Origin of the sequence: Sciscionella sediminilitoris (assembly GCF_000737195.2) — a bacterium.
Taxonomy (GTDB): domain Bacteria; phylum Actinomycetota; class Actinomycetes; order Mycobacteriales; family Pseudonocardiaceae; genus Sciscionella; species Sciscionella sediminilitoris.
Window position 1 is genome coordinate 184824 of record NZ_JALM01000036.1, and the last position, 23441, is coordinate 208264.

Annotated in this window: 23 protein-coding genes; 9 read left to right on the forward strand and 14 right to left on the reverse strand. The window is 67.7% G+C overall.

The window, feature by feature from the left end:
• Positions 1-231: 231 nt before the first annotated feature.
• From AD72_RS17325 to AD72_RS17340, 4 genes are all read left to right on the forward strand, one after another.
• Positions 232-1548, forward strand: a complete 1317-nt coding sequence (locus AD72_RS17325; RefSeq protein ID WP_031467562.1) for a reverse transcriptase family protein — start codon at positions 232-234, stop codon at positions 1546-1548.
• A 132-nt stretch (positions 1549-1680) separates the two neighbouring features.
• A complete protein-coding gene (locus tag AD72_RS17330) occupies positions 1681-2307 on the forward strand; it encodes a LysE family transporter (RefSeq protein WP_425480772.1) in 627 nt (208 codons plus the stop codon).
• A 5-nt stretch (positions 2308-2312) separates the two neighbouring features.
• The gene (locus AD72_RS17335) at positions 2313-3179 is read left to right on the forward strand and encodes a TIGR03621 family F420-dependent LLM class oxidoreductase (protein ID WP_031467564.1); all 867 of its coding nucleotides are present in this window, start codon (positions 2313-2315) and stop codon (positions 3177-3179) included.
• Positions 3180-3233: 54 nt separating this feature from the next.
• Positions 3234-4103, forward strand: coding sequence for a TIGR03621 family F420-dependent LLM class oxidoreductase (locus AD72_RS17340; RefSeq protein WP_031467565.1), 870 nt, complete (start codon positions 3234-3236; stop codon positions 4101-4103).
• A 1-nt stretch (position 4104) separates the two neighbouring features.
• Here AD72_RS17340 and AD72_RS17345 read toward each other — a convergent pair whose 3' ends face one another.
• Positions 4105-4590: a hypothetical protein gene (locus AD72_RS17345; RefSeq protein WP_037346179.1), complete on the reverse strand. Its 486-nt coding sequence runs from the start codon at positions 4588-4590 to the stop codon at positions 4105-4107.
• 17 nt (positions 4591-4607) lie between these two features.
• A complete protein-coding gene (locus AD72_RS17350; RefSeq protein ID WP_031467567.1) occupies positions 4608-5234 on the reverse strand; it encodes a hypothetical protein in 627 nt (208 codons plus the stop codon).
• Between the two features lie 187 nt (positions 5235-5421).
• On the opposite strand from AD72_RS17350, the gene wzm reads away from it, so the two are divergent.
• The 4 genes from wzm to AD72_RS17370 all read left to right on the forward strand — a co-directional run bounded on the left by wzm (position 5422) and on the right by AD72_RS17370 (position 8526).
• Positions 5422-6363, forward strand: coding sequence for a galactan export ABC transporter permease subunit Wzm/RfbD (wzm, locus tag AD72_RS17355; RefSeq protein WP_031467568.1), 942 nt, complete (start codon positions 5422-5424; stop codon positions 6361-6363).
• Positions 6364-6372: 9 nt separating this feature from the next.
• Positions 6373-7245, forward strand: coding sequence for a galactan export ABC transporter ATP-binding subunit Wzt/RfbE (gene wzt / locus AD72_RS17360; protein WP_037346182.1), 873 nt, complete (start codon positions 6373-6375; stop codon positions 7243-7245).
• Between the two features lie 15 nt (positions 7246-7260).
• Positions 7261-8190: a galactofuranosyltransferase GlfT1 gene (gene glfT1, locus AD72_RS17365; RefSeq protein ID WP_031467570.1), complete on the forward strand. Its 930-nt coding sequence runs from the start codon at positions 7261-7263 to the stop codon at positions 8188-8190.
• Between the two features lie 84 nt (positions 8191-8274).
• Positions 8275-8526, forward strand: coding sequence for a hypothetical protein (locus tag AD72_RS17370; protein WP_031467571.1), 252 nt, complete (start codon positions 8275-8277; stop codon positions 8524-8526).
• Here AD72_RS17370 and AD72_RS17375 read toward each other — a convergent pair.
• From AD72_RS17375 to AD72_RS17400, 6 genes are all read right to left on the reverse strand, one after another.
• On the reverse strand, positions 8523-9254 hold the full coding sequence (locus tag AD72_RS17375; RefSeq protein ID WP_055731205.1) for an ESX secretion-associated protein EspG: 732 nt from the start codon (positions 9252-9254) through the stop codon (positions 8523-8525). The genes AD72_RS17370 and AD72_RS17375 overlap by 4 nt on opposite strands.
• 69 nt (positions 9255-9323) lie before the next feature.
• Positions 9324-10622, reverse strand: a complete 1299-nt coding sequence (locus tag AD72_RS37945; protein ID WP_051898711.1) for a hypothetical protein — start codon at positions 10620-10622, stop codon at positions 9324-9326.
• Between the two features lie 13 nt (positions 10623-10635).
• On the reverse strand, positions 10636-11277 hold the full coding sequence (locus AD72_RS17385; RefSeq protein ID WP_031467574.1) for a DUF3558 family protein: 642 nt from the start codon (positions 11275-11277) through the stop codon (positions 10636-10638).
• Positions 11274-11810 (reverse strand): hypothetical protein, encoded by a 537-nt coding sequence (locus AD72_RS17390; RefSeq protein WP_031467575.1) that lies wholly within the window; start codon positions 11808-11810, stop codon positions 11274-11276. The genes AD72_RS17385 and AD72_RS17390 overlap by 4 nt, the downstream gene beginning before the upstream one ends.
• A 120-nt stretch (positions 11811-11930) precedes the next feature.
• The gene (locus AD72_RS17395; RefSeq protein WP_051898712.1) at positions 11931-13808 is read right to left on the reverse strand and encodes a glycosyltransferase; all 1878 of its coding nucleotides are present in this window, start codon (positions 13806-13808) and stop codon (positions 11931-11933) included.
• A gap of 17 nt (positions 13809-13825) precedes the next feature.
• Positions 13826-15745 (reverse strand): glycosyltransferase, encoded by a 1920-nt coding sequence (locus tag AD72_RS17400; RefSeq protein ID WP_031467577.1) that lies wholly within the window; start codon positions 15743-15745, stop codon positions 13826-13828.
• A gap of 187 nt (positions 15746-15932) precedes the next feature.
• Here AD72_RS17400 and AD72_RS17405 point away from each other — a divergent pair, with 187 nt between their 5' ends.
• Positions 15933-16427: a DUF3558 domain-containing protein gene (locus AD72_RS17405; protein ID WP_031467578.1), complete on the forward strand. Its 495-nt coding sequence runs from the start codon at positions 15933-15935 to the stop codon at positions 16425-16427.
• Positions 16428-16508: 81 nt separating this feature from the next.
• Here AD72_RS17405 and glf read toward each other — a convergent pair whose 3' ends face one another.
• The 6 genes from glf to AD72_RS17435 form a co-directional block, all read right to left on the reverse strand.
• A complete protein-coding gene (gene glf, locus AD72_RS17410) occupies positions 16509-17693 on the reverse strand; it encodes a UDP-galactopyranose mutase (RefSeq protein WP_197284997.1) in 1185 nt (394 codons plus the stop codon).
• A gap of 78 nt (positions 17694-17771) precedes the next feature.
• Positions 17772-19139, reverse strand: a complete 1368-nt coding sequence (locus AD72_RS17415; protein ID WP_031467580.1) for a hypothetical protein — start codon at positions 19137-19139, stop codon at positions 17772-17774.
• A 151-nt stretch (positions 19140-19290) separates the two neighbouring features.
• Positions 19291-20475 (reverse strand): hypothetical protein, encoded by a 1185-nt coding sequence (locus AD72_RS17420; protein ID WP_031467581.1) that lies wholly within the window; start codon positions 20473-20475, stop codon positions 19291-19293.
• A 104-nt stretch (positions 20476-20579) separates the two neighbouring features.
• The gene (locus tag AD72_RS17425; RefSeq protein ID WP_156365239.1) at positions 20580-21812 is read right to left on the reverse strand and encodes a hypothetical protein; all 1233 of its coding nucleotides are present in this window, start codon (positions 21810-21812) and stop codon (positions 20580-20582) included.
• Positions 21813-21864: 52 nt separating this feature from the next.
• On the reverse strand, positions 21865-22473 hold the full coding sequence (locus AD72_RS17430; RefSeq protein ID WP_031467583.1) for a class I SAM-dependent methyltransferase: 609 nt from the start codon (positions 22471-22473) through the stop codon (positions 21865-21867).
• Positions 22460-23440 (reverse strand): lysylphosphatidylglycerol synthase domain-containing protein, encoded by a 981-nt coding sequence (locus AD72_RS17435; protein WP_051898714.1) that lies wholly within the window; start codon positions 23438-23440, stop codon positions 22460-22462. Before AD72_RS17435 ends, AD72_RS17430 begins: the two co-directional genes overlap by 14 nt.
• Position 23441: the final 1 nt, after the last annotated feature.

Genomic DNA, 23441 nt, shown 5'->3' on the forward strand with positions numbered 1-23441 from the left:
AACACAACCACTCACGAGGGTCTTAGTCTGTTCGGGGTGCGGTAGCGCGATCTCGAGACGGTCGGCAGGCGCTTCGCCTTGTATGACCACTCAGGGGGTACCCCTGGGATCACCGGCAGGCCCGGGCAGCACACCGCGCGCGAGCCACAGCGGACCGCCGCAGACTTTCGCGCGCACGACGTGTTCGGTCGAGTCGCGCTACCGCACCCCGTTCTGGGAGGAGGTGCGGGAATGCGGTCCGAGCTCGCTTCGGCGTTCGCGGGGGCCTTTCTTTCCGGCGAGTGGACCGAATCCGGCCTCTGGGGCAGTGGCAGACGGGTACTCGGGCGGGATGCCGCATGGTTACCCGCCCTCGCCAGGGATGTTCTCGGGATCTATCCGCGCGCGCCGCACGATCGTCCGCGGGAACTCGCCGCGGTGATCGCCATGCAGGAAGCGGCGCAGAACCGGGACGCGGAGCACGCCATGCCCTGTGGACGGCCTGTCTCGCCGACGCGGATGCTGCGCAACCCGTGGCATCTTCCCGTGCTGCATTCGCTCGAAGACCTCGCCGGGCTGCTCGGGCTCACCGCGGCCGAACTCGCCTGGTTCGCGGATCCGAAGCGGCTGGCGCGTACGGCGGCCGATCCGCGATTGCGGCATTATCGGGTGACGACGCGGCGCGCGCCGAGCGGTGCGATCCGCGTGCTGGAGGCGCCCAAATACCAGCTCAAAGCGCTGCAGCGGGGACTGCTCGCGGACCTGCTCGGCGCGATCCCACCGCACGCGGCCGCGCACGGTTTCCGCGCGGGGCGGTCGGTGGCCACGTTCGCCGCGCCGCACACCGGAAAGGCCCTCGTGCTGCGCTGTGACCTCGAGGGGTTCTTCGCCTCGGTCACCGTGGGCCGGGTCTACGGCCTGTTCCGCACCGCGGGGTACCCGGAACCGGTCGCGCACGCGCTTTCCGGACTGACCACGACCGTGCTGCCCGCATCCGTATGGCGGACGGTTCCGCGTCCGGCGGATCCCGGTCTGCTCGACGCGCACTGGCGGCTCGGCCGCAGGCTCGCCGAGGCGCATCTGCCCCAGGGCGCGCCCACCTCGCCGGTGCTGGCCAATCTGGTGGCGCACCGGCTGGACGCGCGCTGTGCGGGGCTCGCCGAAGCGCGGGGATGGAACTACACCCGCTATGCCGATGATCTCGCGTTCTCCTGTGCGGACGGGCGGCGTTCCGGTGCGGCGGCGCTGCTGCGGATGGTGGAGCGCATCGCGGGCGAGGAGGGTTTTCGGCTCAATGCGCGCAAAACCGCCGTACAGGGCAGTTCGGCGCGCCAATCGCTCGGCGGGCTCGTCGTGAACGAACGGGTGCGGGTTCCGCGTGCGGAATCGGACCGGTTGCGCGCCATTCTGCACAATTGCGCCCGGTATGGCCCGAGCACACAGAATCGGTCCGGTCACCCCGATTTCGCGGCACATCTCAGCGGGCGCATCGCCTGGATCGCGAACCACGATCCCGTGCGCGGTGCCCGGCTGCGGGCCAGTTTCGAAGCGCTCGACTGGTCGCGCTGAACCCGCAATTCGGTTGCCCGCGCCGACCGGTTCCGGCACCGTGCGCGATATGACCGTTGCGAGTGCCGCACTGTTCCGAGCCGCCGCGAGTACCCGCGCGGACCGGCAGCAGCGCGCGGACCGGGTGCGGTGGTGTCCGGGCATCTGCTGATGGGCGCGCTGCTCACCGGGATCCTCGCGGGCTACGGCATCGCGATCCCGGTCGGAGCGGTCGGGGCGTACCTGGTCGGGCTGGCCGCGCGGGAACGGTTCGCGGTGGCGGCCTCGGCTGCGTTCGGGGTGGCCGTCGTGGACGGTGCCTATGCCCTGCTCGCGGTGCTCGGTGGCGCGGGCCTGGCGGAGCCGCTTCGCCCGATCGCGGTCCCGCTCGGCTATCTGAGTGCCGGAGCGCTGGTGCTGCTCGCCGGGCTCACGCTGTTGCGCGCGGTGCGCCGGTATCGCGGCCCGCTGACGGTGTCCGCCTCGAGCCCGGTGCGCGCGTTCCTCGGCCTGCTCGCGCTGACCGCGATCAACCCGGCGACCCTGGTGTACTTCCTCGCGCTCATACTCGGGCGCGGGGCTGAGGGCGGTGGCGCGCTGTTCGTGCTCGGTGCCCTGCTGGCCTCGGCGAGCTGGCAGTTGTTGCTCGTCTGCGGGGGCGGGTTGCTCGGCAGGGCGCTCACCGGTGCACGTGGCAGGCTGGTGATCGCGATCGTCTCGGCGGTGCTGATGTTGGTGCTCGCGGTGGCCGCGCTGACCGGTGGTTCCCCGGTAGGTTGAGCGCCATGGCGGTGCACGATTTCCGGTTCGGGGTGAACATGCTGAAGCCGGGCCCGCGCGCGGAATGGGTACAACGGTGCCGGGAGGTCGAGGATCTCGGTTTCGATGTGCTCGCGGTGCCCGACCATCTGGGGATGCCCGCGCCGTTTCCCGCGGTGGTGCTCGCTGCGGAATCGACCGAGCGGGTGCGGTTGACAACGTTGACGTTGAACACGGCGTTCTACAACCCGACCCTGCTCGCCCGGGATGTGGTGGGCACGGACCAGTACACCGACGGACGGTTCGAACTGGGTCTCGGCGCGGGGTACGTGCGGGCGGAGTTCGACAAGGCCGGGATCCCCTTCGAGCGGGCCGGGCTGCGTATCGACCACCTGGAGCGCACCCTGGACGAGCTGGCGCGCTACTACGCCGATGAGACCGAGCCGGATCCGGTGCAGCAGCCGGGTCCACCGGTGCTTATCGGCGGGGACGGGAATCGCGTGCTGCGCCTGGCCGCCGAGCGTGCGGACATCGTGGCCTTCTCGGGTGCCTACCTGGACGGTGGGCTGCGACCGCGCGATGCCGCGGGATTCGCCGAGCGGGTGCGCCATGTGGATGCGGCGCTGAACGGGCGGGACATCGAGCGGAATCTGCTCGTGCAGCAGGTGCTGGTCACCGAGGACAGCGCGAGCGCCTATGCCGGGCTCGCCGTGCAGTTCGGCAATGTGGTCAGCGCGGAGTTGCTCGCCGAGACCCCGATCCTGCTCGTGGGGACCGCGCGGGAGATCGCCGAGAAACTGCTCGAATACCGGGAGGAGTACGGAATCACCTACATCACCGTGATCGAGCGCGGGATGGCGGATCTCGCGAAGGTGATTCCCTACCTGCGCTGATGTTGGTTCTTTCGACGGCAGCAACGCCCGGCGTTTCCGGCTAGGTTGACCGCCATGACTACTGGGAATTTCCGGTTCGGGGTGAACATGCTGAAGCCGGGCCCGCGCAGGGAGTGGATCGACCGCTGCCGGGCGGTGGAGGATCTCGGTTTCGATGTGCTCGCGGTGCCCGACCATCTGGGGATGCCCGCGCCGTTTCCTGCGGTGGTGCTGGCCGCGGAATCGACCGAGCGGGTGCGGTTGACAACGTTGACAGTGAACACGGCGTTCCACAATCCGACCCTGCTCGCCCGGGATGTGGTGGGCGCGGATCTGTACACCGACGGACGGTTCGAACTCGGGCTCGGTGTGGGCTATGCGCGACAGGAGTTCGAGAAGGCGGGCATTCCGTTCGAGCGGGCCGGGCTGCGTATCGACCATCTGGAGCGCACCCTGGACGAGGTGGCGCGGTTCTACGCCGACGAGACCGAGCCGGATCCGGTGCAACGGCCGGGTCCGCCGGTGCTCATCGGCGGGGACGGGGACCGCGTGCTGCGCCTGGCCGCCGAGCGCGCGGACATCGTGGCGTTCACCGGTGGTTCGCTGGCGGGCGGTCAACTGGATGTGCGCGATACGGCGAGCTTCGCCGAGCGGGTGCACTACCTCGAGACCGCGCTGAACGGGCGTGAGGTGGAGCGGAACCTGCTCGTGCAGCGGCTCGTGGTCACCGAGGACAGCGCCGCGGCTTATGCCCAGGTGGCCGCGGAGGTCGGCGGGGTGGTCGAAGCGGAACTACTCGCGGACGCGCCGGTCATGCAGGCTGGGACCGCCCGACAGCTCGCGGACACGTTCCTGGAATACCGGGAGAAATACGGAATCACCTATATCACCGTTTTCGAGCACTGTATGGCCGATTTCGCGAAGGTGATTCCCCACCTGCGCTGACTCAGTCGGTGCGCTCCAGCCGGGAAAGGCGCTCCTCGTAGCGGGACAAACCGGTCAGCCTGGTGCGGATCTGGGCGTGCTCGCGGCGCACTTCCTCGATGAGCGAGCGGGCCTGCTCGACCTCGCCGTCCTCGGGTTTGGCGGTGGCCGTCAGCTTCTGGTGCAGCGCGTCCAGCTGGGATTCCTGGGCGGCGATGTGCGGGATGATCCGCTCGAGCTCGTTGGCGCTCCAGTCGGCCTTGGCCCAGAGCTCGTCGATCCGCCCGTGAGCCTCGTCCAGCCGCCCGCGCAGTTCGTCGATGAGCCCGGCCTGTTCGTCGAGCTGTTTGCGGTCCTCGGCGAGGCGTTCCGCGGCCTCGGCGAGCAGCCGGTCGTATTCGGCGAGGCGCTGCGGCGGGATGCGGTTGTCGATGCGCCAGTCGATGACGTGCTCGATACGCGAGGTGAGCAGCCGGCGCACTCTGCGCAGCAGGGTCTGATCGTTCATGGGCGCCTCCATTGGCGTTACCGCAGTAGTTCGGTTGTCGAGGTACGCGTCCACGATTCGAGCAGCCTGCCCTCGGCGGCGATCTGGTGCTCGGGCCCGACGATGCAGGAATCCCCGGACGCGTGCGCCCAGCTGGTCTGCGTCGGATCGTCGATGAACGAGAACCCGGTGAGCAGCAGCTTGGCTTCAGGGTAGGTGGTGCGGGCGATCCAGGCCGCCATGGTGCCGGTCGTGGCCCAGGTCGACTCGGTACGCGAGGGGAGCCCGAGCGCATCGGAGAGCGGGAGGGTCACCTCGTAGTTGGAGACGTGCACCTGGCCGAGGTCGGCAGGCCACCAGCCGGGCAGGGTCTCCGGTTCCCAGTGCAGCCTGCCCGGTTCCACGAGCAGATAACACCGCCTCGGGTAATCGGCGAACACCCACGGGGTCGCGCGCAGGGCCCGGTTGAACACCACGGCGTGCACCCGCGTTCCGGTGCTCGGTTCGCCGGGCTCGTCCAGCTTGAACCCGTTGACCCGGATGACCAGCTCACAGGCGTCCACCGCGGCCGCGCGCGCCGGATCGGCGCCGAGCGGCTGGTTACCGACGACGGCGACCGTCGACGGATTCGGCCGGTCGGCGTAGGCATCGAGAAGTTCACGCAATAGTGGGGTGGTCGCCACGCCGACATGCTACTCAGACAACGGGTGCCCGCCGCCACCGCACACGCTGGCCCGGGGCAGGTCCTCACACCGATCACACGCCTGGCTAAGGTTGCGTGCGAGTGAGCGAGGAAATGCATACCGGCCCAGGCACACACCCCTGAAGTACACGCCGGTACCCTCGGCGATCGTGCAAGCCACCGTCGAGGAGAAGCGGGCCACCGCGTTCGCCGAATCGTCCCCGCGTAGTCTCACCCGCGCGCTCGCGGACCTGCGTGACGGGTTCGCCGCGCGCGAGCTGTGGAGCCATCTCGGCTGGCAGGACATCAAGCAGCGATATCGCCGCTCGGTGCTCGGGCCGTTCTGGATCACCATCAGCCAGGCGGTCATCGCGCTCGGCCTCGGTCTGCTCTACGGCGTGCTGTTCGGGCAGAACTTCCAGACGTTCCTGCCCTACGTGCTCACCGGGCTGATCACCTGGACGTTCATCCAGAACTGCCTGACCGAGGGCATGGAGACGTTCATCGCGAACGAGGGGCTGATCAAGCACCTGCCCGCGCCGATCTCCATCTACACGCTGCGCACGGTGTGGCGGCAGTTCCTGATGTTCGCGCACAACGCGATCGTCTACGTGGTCGTGGTCGGGGTCTTCTTCGTCAACCTGAGCCAGCCGTACGCGACCAGCGATCAGGACGGCATCTGCAAACCGGGCCTGACCTGTCACCCAGGGCTGGACTGGCACTGGTTCCTCGGTATCCCGGGCTTCCTGCTGGTCATCGTCAACATGGCCTGGATAACGATGTTCTTCGGGATCATCTCCACCCGGTTCCGGGACTTCCCGCAGCTGATCAACGCGATCGTGCAGCTGATGTTCTACCTGACCCCGATCGTCTGGCCGTTGGACCAGCTGACCTCGCCAGCGGGGCCGCGGCACGAGCTGGCCGGGGTCGTGCTGCCGATCATCAAGCTGAACCCGATCTACCACCTGATCCAGGTGGTGCGGGCGCCGTTCATCGGCCAGGTGGTCAGCCCATGGAGTTATGTGGTCTGCGGCGGAATGGCCATCGTAGGCTGGTTTGTCACCGTGTTCATGATGCGTAACTACCGCGCCCGAATCTCTTACTGGGTGTGAGGTGAGGTAATGGTCTCCATCGACGTCCACAACGCTTCGGTCGCCTTCCCGATCTTCGACGCGAAATCGCGCTCGCTGAAGAAGAAGGTGCTCGGCAAGGTCGGCGGCAAGATCGGTACCGAGGCGAAGGTCCCGGTGATCGAGGCGCTGCACGACATCAACCTGAGCCTCGACGAAGGCGAGCGGGTCGCCCTCGTCGGGCACAACGGCGCGGGCAAGTCCACCCTGCTGCGCCTGCTCTCCGGAATCTACGAGCCGACCTCGGGAAGCTGCCGGATCAGCGGCAAGATCGCGCCCATCTTCGACATGGGTGTCGGTATGGACCAGGAGATCTCCGGCTACGAGAACATCCTGATCCGCGGGCTCTACCTGGGGAAGTCCCGCAAGGAGATGGAAAAGCGGGTGGACGACATCGCGGAGTTCACCGAGCTCGGCGACTACCTGCAGATGCCGCTGCGCACCTACTCCACCGGTATGCGGGTGCGGCTCGCTCTCGGTGTCGTGACCTCGATCGATCCGGAGATCCTGCTCCTGGACGAGGGGATCGGCGCGGTCGACGACGCGTTCCTGAAGAAGGCACGCAACCGGCTCGCCGATCTGGTCCGGCGCTCCGGGATGCTCGTGTTCGCCTCGCACTCGGACGAGCTGCTCTTCGAACTGTGCACCTCGGCGATCTGGATGGACGAGGGGCACATCAAGGCACACGGCTCCCTGCGCGACGTAATCTGGCAGTACAAGGGCTACGACCCGTACCAGAACATGAGCGCCGAAGGCCTCGAGCGCATCGGCGTGGACCCGGCCGAGGTACGGAACGAGAACAGCCTCGCTTCCGAGGAACTGGCCACCGGCTCCGGTAGTGTCGCGCCCGATGGGGCCAGGTAAATGGAGGTGCCCGCGATGACCGAAGCGAAGCTGCCACCCGGTGCGGTTGTCGCCGTCGTCGTCACGCGCCATCGGACCCAGCTGCTGGCCGAATCGCTGAAGATGCTCGCGACCCAGACCAGGGTGCCCGATCACCTCATCGTCGTGGACAACGGACCGGACGAGCCCGCGCGCGGCGTCGTGGAGTCCTGCCCGGTGCCATCGACCTATCTGCTTTCCCGGCGCAACCTCGGCGGTGCGGGCGGTTTCGCGCTCGGCATGCTGCACGCCCTCGCGCTCGGCGCGGAATGGGTGTGGCTGGCCGATGACGACGGCCGCCCCGCCGATGAACACGTGCTCGCCACCCTGCTCGAGGAGGCCACCAACCGCGGGCTCGCCGAGGTCTCCCCGGTCGTGGTGGACATCGACGAGCCGGGCAACCTGGCCTTCCCGATGCGCCGCGGACTGACCTGGAAGCGCACCGTCGAGGAACTGACCGCTCCGGAGGAACCCGGCGGTGCGGCCGTCGACTACCTGCCGGGGATCGCCTCGCTGTTCAACGGGGCGCTGTTCGCCGCGTCCACCCTCGACGTGATCGGGGTTCCGGACTACCGGCTGTTCTTCCGCGGCGACGAGGTCGAGGTGCACCGCAGGCTGGTGCGTTCCGGGCTGCCGTTCGGGACCTCGCTGCGGGTCGCCTACGCGCATCCGAACGGTTCCGCGGAATTCCGGCCGATGCTCGGTGGCCGATTCCATGCGCAGGACCCCGAGGACGCGGGCAAGCGTTATTACACCTACCGCAACCGTGGATATCTGCTTTCCCAGCCGGGAATGCGGAAGATCGGGATGCTCGAGGTGCTGCGTTTCGGGCTCTATTTCATCGCCGTCAAGAAAGACGTTCGCGGATTCGCGGAATGGCTCAAGCTCGTGCGCAAGGGGCAGCGCGAGCAGTTTTTCCGTAAATAGGATCCGTTTCCCCTGAACCAGGAATGATTCAGCTCTGCGCGAAAACCCTTGCCGGTCAAGCGGTTCGGGTGGTGGCCTAGGCGCATGGCGGAAAACCGACACGCACTCGTACTGCACTTCTCCGGTGTCGCCGAGCCTATGCTGATCGAGCTGGGTGAGGAATTGTCCGGGGAACTGCCCGATAAATTGGCCGCGAAATTACTCGCGGGTGAGATCGAGACCATCACGGCCGCGAACGATGCGCGGATCGTGGTCAATTTCTCGCATGTCGTCGCCGCGCACGTGGACATCGCGCCCCCGCTCGGGCAGATCTACGGCTCGCCGTCGCGGCGTTAGCTCGTGAGCTGTTCGCGCATCGCGTGCAGCCGGCCGGCGAAGTCCTCCCGGGGCAGCGGAGCGCAGAACACGTAGCGGCTGGCGCCCCGGTGCTCGGTGCTGCGCGACCAGCGGCCGAGGTCGGCGTCCACATAGACGAGCGGTTCCTCGGTGCGTCTGGCACGTCCGAGGGCATCACGCAGTTCGAGCACGATCTGCCCGCCGCCGACCTGCTCGCGTGCCATGAGCTCGTCCCAGAGCTGGTGTGACCAGTCCTTCTTCGAGTGCGCGCTGCGCAGATAGCCCGACGGTCGCAGCTGCTCATCGTGGAACGGCACGGAGAACGGTGTGAAGCGGGCGGGCGGATGCGCGGGCAGTGCGGCGATCAGTGCCTCCGGTAGCCGGGAGACGTGGGTCTGGCGCAGCGTGACGGTCCCGTTCTCGCGGACCGCCACGATCGCCTCCCTGGCCCGCGCGCAGGCGAGGACGTAGCGGATCTCCTCGTGCACGTGGATCATCGCCACATAGCTGGTTTCCGGGTGCGCCAGGCAGCGGAGACTGTCCTCGAACTCGCGGTCGAGCACGCCCGCTCGCTCGTAAATGGGCAGCGCGGCGATCTCCGGTTCGAGCAGCCGGTTCTCCTCGGCCCGTTCGGCGTCGGTGAGCCAGAGCGCGCTCGGTGCGAGCCCGAACGGCAGCTCGCCGAGCCCGGATCCGCGCAGTACGCGTTCGAGGGCCTTCTCCGACATCGAGAGGTCACCCGGCAACGCCATGGTCGTCCCCCTGTGGATATGCCGTTGGGTGCCCGCCCCGGGGCGTCACTCGCCGAGGACCGGGGGAACGGTCGGCGGGAGCTCGCCGACGATCTGGTCCCCGTGTTCCTCGGTGATCAGGTACGAGGGCGTCTGGTGCTCCTCGTCGTCCTTCTTCCCGCCCGCGCCGCCGCCCATCGGCATCCCGCTGCCGGTGCCGCGCCCGCCGGTGCTCGCGGACGCGGAGCGCGCGGCGGCCTGTTCCGCGGCCGCACCGGCACTCGCACCGGACTTCGGGCCCGCACCGGGGCCACCGCCCGAACCGCCCGAGCCACCCGGACCGGAGCCCGTGCCGCCGAAACCGCGCGCGGAACCACCGAAGCCACGCCCGGAGCCGCCCGAGTCCCCGCCGCCGAGCCCGCCGCCGAAGCCCCCGAGTCCGCCGAGCGGCACACCTGCGCCTGCGCTGTAGCCGCCGCTTCCGGCATGACCACCGCTCCCGCTGGGGAAGCCGCCGCCGTAGTTGCCCGGCGAATACGGCACCTCGCCGCCACCGATCGAGCTCGGATCCAGCCGCCCCGGCTGCCCGCCCGACCCGTTCGGGTAGTGCCCGGGACCGGTGTTCTCCTGACTCGGGCCGGGACCGCCACCGTGTCCCGGCCCCGGTGCGGAACCACCGCCACCGCCCAGGTTCGGCGGGGTGTCGTTGTGGCCCCCGCCGCCACCGGAACCACCGCTGCCGCCGCCGTAGCTACCGCCCCCGCCGCCACCGCTCGGGCCGGAGTACCGGTACCCGCCGCCCCCGCCGCCTGCCGGGGTGCGCGCGCCTCCGCCGCCACCGTCCCCGCTGCCACCGGAGCCACCGGAGCCACCCGGCTGCTGTTCCGCGATCGGCGGCATGTTCACGTTCGCCCGGGAAGCGTTGACGTAGTTCGTGTACGCCTCGACGTTCTTCCGGTTCGCTTCCTCGTGCGCCGCCTGCTTTTGCACCACATCGACGGCGGCGAACGGGTTCAGTCCCGCGGTCGCACCGGTGATCTCCGCGGGAGTCGGCGCGGGCGGAATGTCGACGACGGAACTCTTGACCCGGCCCGCCGCTTCCATCTGGTTGCTCAACATCTTCTGCGCGGCCGCCATCTTGCTGCCGGACTGCTGATAGCGCACCGCGAACCGGGCCGCGAGCGACTTCGCGGAATCGGCGGCCGCCCCGGACCACCCCTGCAGATTCTGCGTCTGCCTGGCGATCTCCACCGAACGATCCGGCCAGATATCGGTGAGCTTCTGGCCGCCCTGATGCGCCGGATCCAGCTTGCTCACATCCGTCGGGGAAAGCTGGGTGTAGATCTGTTTCCCGTCCATGCTCATGACTGCCGCCCCCTCAGCCCTGCAGTTTCAGATTCGAAATGACCATGCCCGCGAGCTGCTTGTCCTTCTCACAGACTTGCTTGGCATCATCCTGGTTACCGCCGTGGTAGCTGACTTGAACGGCAAGTTGGTCAGTCACGCCGAGGTACATCATGCAACCGCCGCTATGCGTCTTGTCGTCACGATCGATGATCACTGCCGGGTACTCCTGGACAGTGAGTGGTTCCCAGACTTTCTGGTCGGACCGCTTCTTGTAGATATCGCTTAAGCCGCCCTTGTTGGCAACAAGGAAACCAACACCGATGCTGATTCCCGAAGTGCCGCGGTCGCCGTACGAGCAGTCGACGCTGAGGCTGTCGGCGCCCGGCGGGCCAGCAAGGTAAGGACTTTCGATGCCGAGCTGCTTGGCTTGGTTGCCGTTGACGATCTTGCAGATCTGGTCCTTGCTGAGGAACGGCTTCGCGTTGAGCGGTTTGGGCACCGGGGGTGCGAGCAGCTTCTGCTGCGTGCCCGAGGCCGGGGCGCCGCCGGAGGGCTGCTCGCTCGTGTTCGCTTGCGGGTTGGGCGTGCCTTCGGTGGGCGAGCCTCCGCAGGCGGCGAGGGTTGCGGCGAGGGCGAGGACGGGCAGCAGCCCGAGCAGTTTGCGGGTGTTCACAGCCGCCCCTGGAAGTCCTTGAACGTCACCTGCGCGGAGTCCTCCTGGTTCGCATACGACTTGATCACCGAGTCGAGGTGCTTCCGGTACTGCTGCAGCTCGTGGTAGGTCTCTTGGGTCTCGTTAACGAGTTCCTTGCCCCACTGGCGAAGCTTGTTCGCGTACATGACGCTGCCGTCCACATCCTGTGCGGTCGGCTGCGCGTTGGCGATCTGCCCAGCATGCTCGATATCTTTGCCTGCCGCATCGGCCATCATGTCCACCTGCTCGCGGTACTTCTTCAGCTCCCCGAGGCTGCACTTGAGCTGGCCACCGCCGCCCCCGCCCGGCGAATCGGCCTGGGTTCTGGCCCAGTCGCTGATCTGCTGGTGGTAGGCCTTGTCCACGGTGTCCATGACCATGCCGTAGACCTGCATCATCGCCGGCGCGTTCTGCGAGTAGTGCAGATGCGTCTGGGTGTAGGGATTGTCCTCCCCGCCATCTGCCGGCCCTTGGATTTCCGGGCCACTCGTGACCGGCTCGTTCCCCGCCATACGTCCCCTCCCGATGGTCGCCGTCACAGAATAGCGAGCCGGTTCGGGACGTGAGTACCAGAACCGCCGAGCTCACCCGGCAGGGTGAGCTCGGCGGTGAGCCTCGGTGGTCGTACCGTCCTAACGGTTGTAGAGGCGCTGCCAGTTCTCCCTGCTGGTGAGCTTGGGGAAGGCGTCCTGCCATTCCTGCTTGGCGCGCGGGATCTCCCGGTGCAGCCTGCGCACGGTGCGGATCCCGGACCGCAACAGCGCGGCGAACTGGGCGCGGTCCCGGGTGCGGATGCGCACCCCGGTCTGCGAGGCGTCGGTGACCACGGCGGTCTCGAACTGGGAGATGTGCCACCAGAAGCTCTCATCGGCGGCGATGGTGCCGACGATGCCCTTGCGGCCGGTGATCATGTCGGTCAGCCGCCGGATGAGCAGCAACCGTTCGGTGATGCCGCGCTTGGTCTTGGGCGGCTGGCCGAGCTGGCGGCCCTCGTAGCCGCGCGGCCGGTGCTGGTCGATGACCCGGGGGATGTCGGTGACCGGGTGCTTGACGGTGTCCGGGTACTCGGAGCGCAGGGCGCGGATCTCGGCGGCAGCGGAGGCTCCGCCGTCGTAGAGCACATCCGGGCCGGCCAGGAAGTCCTCGGCGGCCTTGATGATGGTCGCGGTGAGCCCGTACTGCATGGTCATCAGGTTGCGCACGATCTGGGCGAGCAGCACCCGGCAGGTGCGCATCGGGTCGAGGCGGCCGTGCAGGGCGGAGCAGACCATGGCGTTGCGGATGGAGAAGTACCGCTTCCAGTCGTCCAGGTCGTTCCAGTCGAAGTCGGCGTGCCACACTCCGGCGCCGGGCAGGGTGACGGTCGGGAACCCGGCCTTCTTGGCGCGGTAGCCGTACTCGATGTCGTCCCACTGGAAGAAGAACGGCATCGCGTAGCCGATCTCGGCGATCACCTCGGACGGGATCAGGCAGGACCACCAGGCGTTGTAGTCCGCGTCGATACGCCGGTCGCCGAGATCCTGGCCGCGGTCGAGCAGGTTCGCGTCGTCCAGCCCGCCCTCCTTGACCTTGCCGGGCACGAACTCGTCCATATCGGCCCATTCGGCGCTCGCGAACAGGTAGGACGGGTGCAGCAGGCGCAGCATCTGGCCGCCGACCAGGGTCGGGGAGGTGGTGCAGTTCGCGAACGCGGTGAGCCGGATGATGATCTCCGGGTCCAGCAGGATGTCGTCGTCCATGATCAGTACATCGCTGCCGGTGCGGCCCTCTTCGCCGAGGGTCTCGTACATGCCCCTGGTGAACCCGCCCGCACCACCGAGGTTCGGCTGCTGGATGTAGCGCAGCTTGTCCCCGAGAGGTTCGGTGATCTCGGCGAACCGCTCGCGGGTGTCGATCTTGTCGTCACCCTGGTCGGCGACGTAGACGTTCTCCAGCCGCTGCAGCGCGACCGGATCGCTGCCCAGCGCGGTGAGCGTGGTCAGGCAGTCGTCCACCCGGTTGTAGGTGCAGATGACCACCGAGGCGAGCCGCTGGCGCTCCGGGGCGGCCACCGTCCAGTACAGGTCGGTGACGGTGAGCGGTTCGTTGGTGGTACGGAACTCCAGCCACAGCGCCCCGCCGTCCACGAAGGTCTTCAGCGGGGAGCTGAGCGTGACCTCACTGCGCGCGGCGGTCGCGGCGACCATGCTGCGCTCGCCGTTGGCATCCGAGCGCCACAGTTCGACGCGGCCGCCCCCGGTCATGGTGACGTTCACCGAGACCTCGGTCGCCGAGGTCCAGCGCTGCCAGTACGAGGCGGGGAACCGGCCGAAGTAGGTGTTCCCCGTCAGGTGCGAGTGCGTGTCGATGCCGATCTTGTTCCGGGTACGGTTCGCCGCGCCCTGTTCGACACGCAGGTAGAGCTCGTCCGGAACGGTCTCGGCGGGACCGCGGAACAGCCCGCGCTGCACGAGCAGCTGGCCGGTGATCGCGCGGGTCTGTTCGGGGGTCGTGGATGTATCGGCAGCCATGGTGACCTTCCGTGGTCTCAGAGGTTATAGAGACGGCGCCAGTTTTCCCTGCTGGTCAGCCTTGGCATCGCCGCACGGTAGCGCGCGCTCAGCTCCGGGGCGCGCTTGGCGAGCTCGCGCAGCAGCTTCGCGCCCTGCTTCGCCTGGGCGAGCGCGAGCTGGCGATCGCGCTTACGCACCCGCACACCCTCCTGGGACATGTCGGTGACGATCGCGGTGTCGAACAGGGCGACGTGCCACCAGGCGTTCGACTTCGCCGGGACCTCGCCGATCGGGTGCACCACCTTGCCGAGCAGCTGGTAGGCGATGCGCTTCACGGTGACCGGGCCCCACAGCTTCGGCTCCGGGGCGGACGGGATCAGCGGGATGTCGCTGGGCACCAGCTCGTCGGTCGCCGGATCGCGCTTCACGGTCTCCGGGTAGTCCGCGCGGATCTTGCGGATCTCGGCCATGGCCGCGGCCCCGCCGTCCTCGAGGATGTCCGGGCCGACCATGAAGTCCTCGACCGCCTTGAGCAGCGAGGCGGCCAGGCCGTACTGCATGCCGAGCAGGTACTGCACGAGTTTCGTGCCCAGCTCGGTGGCGATGGTGGAACCCTTGAACTCACTGTGCAGCGCGGCGACGATCAGCCAGTTGCGCATGTTGAAGTAGCGGTGCCACTCGTCCCAGTCCTTCCAGTGGAAGTCGGCGTGCCAGACGCCGGCCCCGGGCAGGGTGACGGTCGGGAATCCGTGCTCGTGCGCGCGGTAGGCGAGCTCGACGTCGTCGCCCTGGAAGAACACCGGGAGCGGGTACCCGATCTTCGCGATCACCTCGGACGGGATCAGGCAGGACCACCAGCCGTTGTACCCGGCGTCGACCCGGCGCTCCTGCAGCTTCGGCAGGCCGGTCTTCTCGTCGACCGCGAGCAGGTCCTGGTTCATCTTGGTGCCGGGCGCGGGGAGACCGTGGATCATCCGCGGCACATCGGCGTACTCGGCCGAGGCGAGCAGCTGGTTCGGGTGCAGCAGGTTGAGCATCTGCCCGCCGACGATGATCGGCTTGCTCGCGTGGTTGGCGAACTCGGTCAGCCGGATCACGATCTCCGGGTCGAGCAGGATGTCGTCGTCCATGAACAGGACGTTCGCGTGCTCCTCTCCGGACTCGGCCACCTCGTAGAGGCCACGGGTGTAGCCGGCCGCCCCACCCAGGTTGGGCTGGCGGAAGTACCGCAGGTGGTCCCCGAGCACGGCGGTGACCTCGGCGAACCGCGGCTGCTCCTCCACCGGGGTGGAGCCCTGGTCGGCGACGTAGACGGTGTCCAGGCTCTCCAGCGCGACCGGGTCCGCGGCCAGATTGGTCAGCGTGGTCATGCAGTCCTCGACGCGGTTGCACGTCGGCATGATCAGCGAGGTCTTGCGCAGCCGCTGTGGGGCGGGGACCAGCCAGCGCAGCTGTTCCACCACCAGCTCGGACTCGGCGGTGCGCAGCTCGATCCACAGCGAGCCGCCGTCCACGAACTTGTCCAGCTTGCCCTCGAGGGTGATCGTGTCCGCGCCGTCGACCTCCCGCACGGCCACGGTGCGCAGGTAGCCCTCGTGGTCCGAGGCCTGCATCCGGACCGTGCCCTTGCCGCGCACGTCAAGGCGCGCGGTGACCACCTTGACCGTGGTCCAGCGCTGCCAGTACGAAGCGGGGAAGCGGCCGAAGTAGGTGTTCGTGCTCGCGACGGTTTCGGGGAGAACGGTCAGCCGTTCACGCTCGCGGTGCACGGTGCCCTCGTCGACCCGCGCGTAGAGCTCGGCGGGGACCTGGGCGGGACCGGAGAACAGTCCGCGTGCCGCGACCGTTCCCTGCGCATCCGCGTGCCTGGGCTGCGTGGTTGGCTTACTCGACCGGGCACTGGGTTTGGTCGACCCGGCGCCTGCCTTGTTCGGCGTTTGCGCGCTGCTCGGCATCTGTGTCCTGGCCTCCAGGAAGTCTTCAGTGGTGAACCATCGGCCGGGCACACCGGACCGGGGACGCCCTACCATAGCTGCCGGGCCCGATGCGGGATCGCTGACCCATTTGTTACCCGGCTTGAGCTGCATTGAATAGGACGTCGTGTCCCGCTTTCGGTTGCGTCCGGTTTGCTACTGTCCGCGAATGCGCAACGTAGTGCTCGGGTTGTCCGGTGTGATCACGCTGGTGTTGCTCGCCGGGTGTGCTGGGGGTGCGGCGCAGGAGAGCGCGGCCCCGCAGTCGAAGCAGCCACCGGGGGACAAGGTCGACTGCGCGAAGCTCGCACCCGCCGAGCAGATCGGCACGGCGCTCGGGAAGCCGGTACGGCAGGAACAGCTTCCGCAGGGAATGAGCCGGTTCCCCTCGTGCAGCCTGATGCCCGAGGGCGGTGGACTGGTCTCGGTGCAGTGGCCACCCAAGGCGATGCCCGGCGGGAAACCGGCGAGTTTCCACGGCAACGCCGCCTCGGTGCGCACCGGCGGCGGAGTGCGGCAATCGGCTTGTGCCCTGGACATCACGCTCAACGGGGACACGAAGCAGGTCATGACGGTGAACGTGGATCTGTACGGCAAGGCGGGCGGGGATCCGTGTCAGGCGACCCGCAAGGTGGCCGGGGTCGTGTTCGACCGGCTGACATAGAAACGGGCGGCCGCGGAGAAACCCGCGGCCGCCCGGTCCTATCGGCAGGCCCATTCCGTCGAAGAGCCGTAGCCGAATTGCTCAGTCGTCGAGCGAACCGTCCAGCGCGGTGCCCTGAGTGAAGTACGGCGTGATCTTGTTGTCGAAGACCGAGAGCGCCGAACCGATCGCCATGTGCATGTCGAGGTACTTGTAGGTGCCGAGGCGCCCGCCGAAGATGACGTTGTTCTTCCGCGCCTCGCCCTTGGCCAGTTCCCGGTACGCCTCGAGCTTGCTGCGGTTCTCCGGGGTGTTGATCGGGTAGTACGGCTCGTCGTTCTCGTCCGCGAACCGGGAGTACTCGCGGACGATGACCGTCTTGTCCTTCGGGTAGTAGTCCCGCTCCGGGTGGAAGTGCCGGAACTCGTGGATGCGGGTGAACGGAACCTCGGCGTCGTTGTAGTTCATCACCGAGGTGCCCTGGTAGTCGCCGGTAGGGACGACCTCCTGCTCGAAGTCCAGGGTGCGCCAGCCGAGGCGGCCCGCGGAGTAGTCGAAGTAGTGGTCGAGCGGGCCGGTGTAGACGGTCGGGATGCCTTCCGGGAGCTGCCCGCGGACCTCGAAGTAGTCGGTGTTCAGCCGCACCTCGATGTTCGGGTGCTCGGCCATCTTGTTCAGCCAGGCGGTGTACCCGTCGACCGGAAGACCCTCGTAGGTGTCGTTGAAGTACCGGTTGTCGAAGGTGTACCGCACCGGGAGCCGGGTGATGATGCTGGCGTCCAGGTTCTTCGGGTCGGTCTGCCACTGCTTGGCGTTGTAGCCCTTGATGAACATCTCGTAGAGCCGGCGCCCGATCAGTGAGATCGCCTTCTCCTCGAGGTTCTGCGCGGAGCCGGTGTCGAACTCGCTGGCTTCCTTGGCGATCAGCTCACGGGCCTCGTCCGGCGAGTACGACTTGCCGAAGACCTGGTTGATCAGCGCCAGGTTCATCGGGAAGGAGTAGACCTGGTCACCCGCCTTGGCGAACACCCGGTGCTGGTAGTTCGTGAACTCGGTGAACTGGTTGACGTAGTCCCAGACCCGCTTGTTCGAGGTGTGGAACAGGTGCGCGCCGTAGCGGTGCACCTCGATCCCGGTCTCCGGCTCCTCTTCGGAGTAGGCGTTGCCGCCGATGTGCGAACGGCGCTCGAGCACGAGCACGCGCTTGCCCAACTGGGTCGCCGCGCGCTCGGCGATGGTGAGGCCGAAGAAACCGGAACCGACTACTACCAGGTCAAACTCAGTCACGCCGCACAGGGTACAGCGGCCGCGTATGCGAGTGCGCCCGGGCCGGAAAACGGCCCGGGCGCGTGCGGTGGGGTTTTGCTACTGGTCCTGGCCGACCTGTTCGCTCGCGAAGTATCCCGAGACGTCCACGACGACGTTGGTGTTGCCGTTCTTGTTGAAGTAGGCGACCGTTCCGTCGTGGTTGACCTTGACCGCCGCGCTGTTGCTGGCGATCTGGTTCGCGTTCAGGTTGAGGTTGGAGGTCTCCGGGGCCTTGCCGTTGCCGTCCCAGGTGGTCAGGTGGGTGGCCTCGGGACCGGCGACCCCGGTCAGGTTGGTGTTCGCGGCCAGCACCTTGCGGGCCTCACCCGGGAAGGGCACGTTGATCGTCTCGCCGGGCTTGAGCGCGCCCTTGACCCCGCTGGTGCCGCTGCCGTCCCTGGTGTCGGCGACACGCACCGGATCGGCCGGGTAGTAGAGGCCCTTTCCGCCCGGGGTGTAGGTGCCGACCAGGTCGGCGAGCACGTCCACGGTGCCCGCGGAGTTGTACACCTCGAGCGACTTGTCCTTGCCGAGCTGCACGGTGATCTGGTTGGGCGTGGTCGCGCCGGGCATGTAGTTCACGCTGGAGATCCCGCCGCGCTGCTGCCCGTACGGGTACACGGAGAGGAACCCGGCCGCCTTGGACTGGTTGATCGCGGTCATGTTGAGCGTCACCGAGTCGGCGTCCGCGGGCACCAGACCGGAGAGGTCGAGCTTCGCGGTCGAGTTCGGCCCCATGGTGGCCTTGCGTTCACGGGTGTCCAGCACGCGCGAGGGCTTCAGCGGCGTGTACCCGGTGAAGTGCTCCCCGGTGTTGGGCTGGCCGGTGCCGTAGACGCCCGCGATATCGGTGATGACGTCGGCGGTGCCCGCGTTGTTGTAGATGCCCATCGTCGCGGTGCCGTCCTGCAGGTGCCCGATCGGCACGGTGACCTGGTTCGAGCGGGTCTCACCGGCGCGCACGTTGATGCTGGAGACCTTCGGTACCGCACCGGTGCCCGACCACAGGGTGACGTGGGTGTCCTGGGTGGCGTTCGTGACGGTGAGGTTGAAGGTGATCGCGGTCGCCCGTGGATCGATGGTGCCCTTGTCCCACTTCAGGATCCGTGATTGGCCTGCCTTGAGCGGGCCTTCCTTGGTGGTCCGGGTGTCGAGGCTGCGCGTCGGCTGCATCGAGACGTAGTGCGTCCCGGTGAGCGGCTTCTCCGGTTCCGCGGCCTCGTCCTGGCTCGCCAGCCTCGGGTGCGCGGTGCGGACCGTCGGCGCGCCGTGGATCAGCGAGTCGTTCGCCGAGGCCGCGCCGGCCTGCGCGCCACCGGACGCCTTCGCCTGCTCGCCGGCCCCCGCCGCGGACGCGGTGGCGGCACTACCGGCGGTAACCGTGGCCGCGACGGCGAGCGCCGTCAGCACCTGTCGCTTCTGCATGGTTTCTCCCACTCCTGATAGCTGTTGCCGGGCGTGATCTTCCCGCCCAGGTGAATCCCCCGCAACGGCTTCTGCCGAATTCCCCTTGACGTAGGGTATTGCCGTCACGAGGGGTGAGGAAATCCCCCATCCCGCGTGACGGCAATGGTTCTTACTCCGGTTGGGTGAAGTAACCCTGCAGGTCGGCGATGGCGTGTACCGAGCCGAGCGCGTTGTAGAGGTTGACCACACCACTGCCCTTCATGCTCACCGCGTTACTCGCGGTCTGGTTCGCGGCGAGGTTGAGGTTCGAGGTGGCCGGGCGCGGTCCGCCGTCCCATGCGGTGACGAAGGTCGGGCCGGACTGGTTCACCCCGGTGATGTTGAACAGATAACCGGCGATTCCGCTCTCGGTCAGACCCGGATCGATGGTGCGGGTCTGGTCGGCACGAATCGGTCCCTGGGTGGTTTCCCGGGAATCGTAAATCCGTACCGGCATTTCCGGGTATTTCGCGGAAACGGTGTTGAACAGCGCGCCGCCATCGGATGTGTAGTACCCGGCGAAATCCACGATCGCATCGGCGCCGCCCGCATTGTTGTACAGGTTCACCTTCTTGCTCGGCCCGAGTTTCACGGTGACCAGATTGGGTGTCGTCCCGTTCTGCACGAGATTCAGCGAGGAGGCCGAAGGCCGGGGATCCTCGGTGCGCCACGCCGTGAGGTAGGTCGCCGTGGTGGCATCGGTTCCGGTCAGGTTGAAGGTCACCGCGGTCGCCGAATCGGGCACCAGCCCGGAGAAATCGACGGTGCGCGTCTGCCCGCCGTTGATGGGCACGGTGTCCCTGGTGTCCAGCACGCGGGCGGGATTCTGTGGGGCGTAACCGGATTCGCGCTGCGTGCCGTAGTAACCCTGCAGATCGGCGAGCACATGCACCGAGCCGTTCTTGTTGTACAGATCGATCGAGTGATCGGTGGCCAACGGGACGGTGACCTGCAGCGCCCGCGTCTCACCCTTGGTGAGGTTCAGGTGCGAGTACTTCGGCACCCCGGAACCGGGTTGCGCGTCAACGTGCGTGTCCGCGGTGCCTTCGGTACCGGTGAGGTTGAGCGTGACAGCGGTGGCATCGGCGGGTACCGCCTTGCTGAGGTCGAGGCGCAGATGCGCGCCCTGGCCGAGTTTCGCGCCCGTTCTGGTGTCGAGCACCCGGGCCGGTCCGGCCGGGGTGAATTTCGCATTCTGCACCTGCAGCGGGGTCGTATTCGGCGCTCCGGCCGCGGAAACCGTCGCCGGTAATGCGAGGACGACGGCGGTCGCCGCGAGCACCCCGAATCCGCGATATCTGAGTTTGACCGACATTTCTTTCCTCCTGATTCGTCAAGGAAGGGACGGATACCTTGACGACGCAGGTGGATTCGGGACGGTTGTCGGTTCCGGCGACCATTCAGCCGGAGCCGAATGATTCAGGGAACGAAATATCCGCTGAGGTCGGCGACGAGGTGGGTTGAACCGTTTGCGTTGTACACCGCGAACTTTCCGTCACCGAGCGGGATATTCGCCATGTTCGAGAGGATCTGGCCCTTTTTCAGGTTCAGGTTCGAGGTGTCCGGACGCTGCGCGTTCGCCGCGTACGCGTCCAGGTGGGTGTCCACGGTCGGGGTGATCCCGGTGAGGTTCACCGTGGCGGCGGGTGAGTCCGAGGGCGCCCCGGTCGCGGTGACCGTGCGCACCCCGTGCGGGCCGAGCGGTCCTCCGCTGGAGCGGGTGTCCGCGATCCGGGTCGGTGCGACCGGCTGATAGGAGGCGGTCCCGTCCCCGCCGTAGTAGCCGGAGAGGTCCGCGAGCACGTCGGTGCTGCCGTTGTTGTTGTAGATGCGCAGCTTCTTCGATTGGGAGAGCCCGACCGTGACGAAGTTCGGCGTGGTGTCACCCGCGTCGATGTTCACCGAGGAACCGGTCGGCCGCGAGGTCCCGTCCGGATACGCGGTGAGGTAGGTGTTGCCGCTGTGCGCGATCCCGGTGATGTTGAGGGTGACCGCGTTGACCCCGTCCGGGACCTGCTTGCTCAGATCGAGCACGGTTTCCTTGCCCGGGCCGACCGGATCGCCGGAGCGGGTGTCGAGTACCCGTTTCGGGGCGGTCGCGCCGTATCCGGTCGCGCCCTCCTGCGAGCTCGAGTAGAAACCGGAGAGGTCGCCGATGACGTGCGCGCTTCCGGCGTTGTTGTAGAAGCTGATCGCCGGTTTGCCCGCATCGCTGCCGAGCGGGACGACGACCTGGTTGCTGCGCGTCATGCCCTTGGTGAGGTTGATCGCCGATGCCGAGGACCGTGGCTGTCCCGCGGGGAACACCGAGATGAAGGTGTCAGCGGTGACGTCGGTGGCGGTCAGGTTGAACACCACGGCCGTGGCGCCCTTGGGCACCCCGCCGGTGAACTGCATGGTGGATGTGCCACGCGGGCCGAGTGGCTTGTTGTTCGCGCGCGTGTCGATGAACCGGAACGGCGCGTAGGAGACGTATTTCCCCTTCGGATATCCCGCGACGGCCGCGATCGAGGGCGCGGCCGCACCCTCGTGCAGTTCGGTGGTGATTCCGTCACGCTGCGTGGGCTCGCTGGCCGATACGGGTGCAGCGGTCGTTGCGGCGAGCACGGCGAGAGCGGCCGCCGTGCACACCCTCGATACGGTGCGGTTCACGCCGTTCACCGTACCCGAGCTCGGCCTGGATTTGGCCGCGATAATTACTGCGTCAGGCGGATGCGACCAGCACGAATTCGTTGTAGGGGAACACCTTGCCCGCCGCCCGGGGGAGCGGGAACGAGATCTGCTTACGCGGGGTGAACCCGAGCCGGCGGGCCACATCGGCGAGCCCGTCGAAGTCCGTGAAGGCCACGTGGGTCGCGTCCGTCGCGTAGCCCTTCTCCTGCGGGCAGATGAACACCACGGTGGCACCGGGGGCGAGATAGCCGGTGTACTCGCCGAGCACCTCGAGCGCCTGCTCCCGGGACATGTGTTCGATCAGGTGCGCCGCGAGCAGCCCGCCGAAGCGGCCCTGCTGGGCGTACTCCGACTCGTGGAACTCCGCGGAGGTGAACGCGGTCAGCCCGCGCCTGCGGCATTCCTCGATCGAGGTCGGGTTGTGGTCGACGCCGACCGCGTGCGGGTACAGGTGCCCGAGATTGCGCCCGATCCCGCAGCCGACGTCGAGCACCTCGCGGCCCCCGAAGAGCCGCCGCACGTTTCTGCGGTACGGCGCCTGCACGTCGAGCAGTTTCTTCCAGCGGCGGGCCTCATAGGTGCGCAACCGGTCGGTGTACTCGGTTCCTTCGGTGCCCGAATTGGCACTATCCGGATTCATGGGCGTCAAGGGTAGCCGCCGGGTTTTCGGTGCTATCGATCGGTGCCCACCGTTTTGCCGTAATTGCCGCGATTCCGGCGCCGAGCAGGTCGGCGACCACCAGCATGACCCGGGACACGATCGCGAACGCGAACGCCTGGGAGTAGGGCATCGAAGCGATCAGGATCGCCACGATCACTGCCTCGCGGATGCCGATGCCCGAGGGCACGACGAAGGCGAGGATTCCCGCGTTGAAGCCGATGCTGATCGCCGCCGTGCACAGCAGGAAACCGATGAAGCCCGGGGTGGCGCCGACCGACTGGGCCAGGATCCACAGGTGCAGTCCGTAACAGGCGAAGGCGAGCAGCTGCAGCCCGATGCTCTTGCCCACCATCGACCAGCGCAGCGACTGCTCGAGCGGCGGCCTGCGCAGCAGCTTGAGCAGCAGGTTCACCAGCCTGGTCAGCACCGGAGGGCAGGCCGCGATCAGGCCGATGGGCAGCAGCGGGGTCAGATACCAGATCCAGCCGATCTTCGCCGAGAGCGGGCCGAAGGTGCTCGCCGCGTAGAGCACCGCGGCCAGCATCCCGGTGCCCACTCCGATGATCGTGGCCACGAACACCCGGGAACGGGACAGGCCCGCCTTGCGCCCGAGCTCGATCTGCAGCAGATACGCCCACACCGACCCGGGGATGTACTTGCCGAGGATCCCGACCAGGTTCACCTGCGCGGCACGCAGTACCGACAGCGGTTTGCCCAGGCCGTTGACCAGTACCCGCCAGGCGAACACGGCTACGAACACGGCCGCGAGCGCGGCCAGCTCGGAGGCCACCGTCGCCTCCCACGGGATCGTGCTTATGGTGGCCCACACCCGGTCCCAGTCGCGGTAGATCGCCCAGGCCGCGCCGAGGAGCACGGCGACGACCAGCAGCCTGCGTCCCCAGTTCAGCAGCAGCGCGCGCGTGCTCTTGGGGGATTCCTCGGTCATG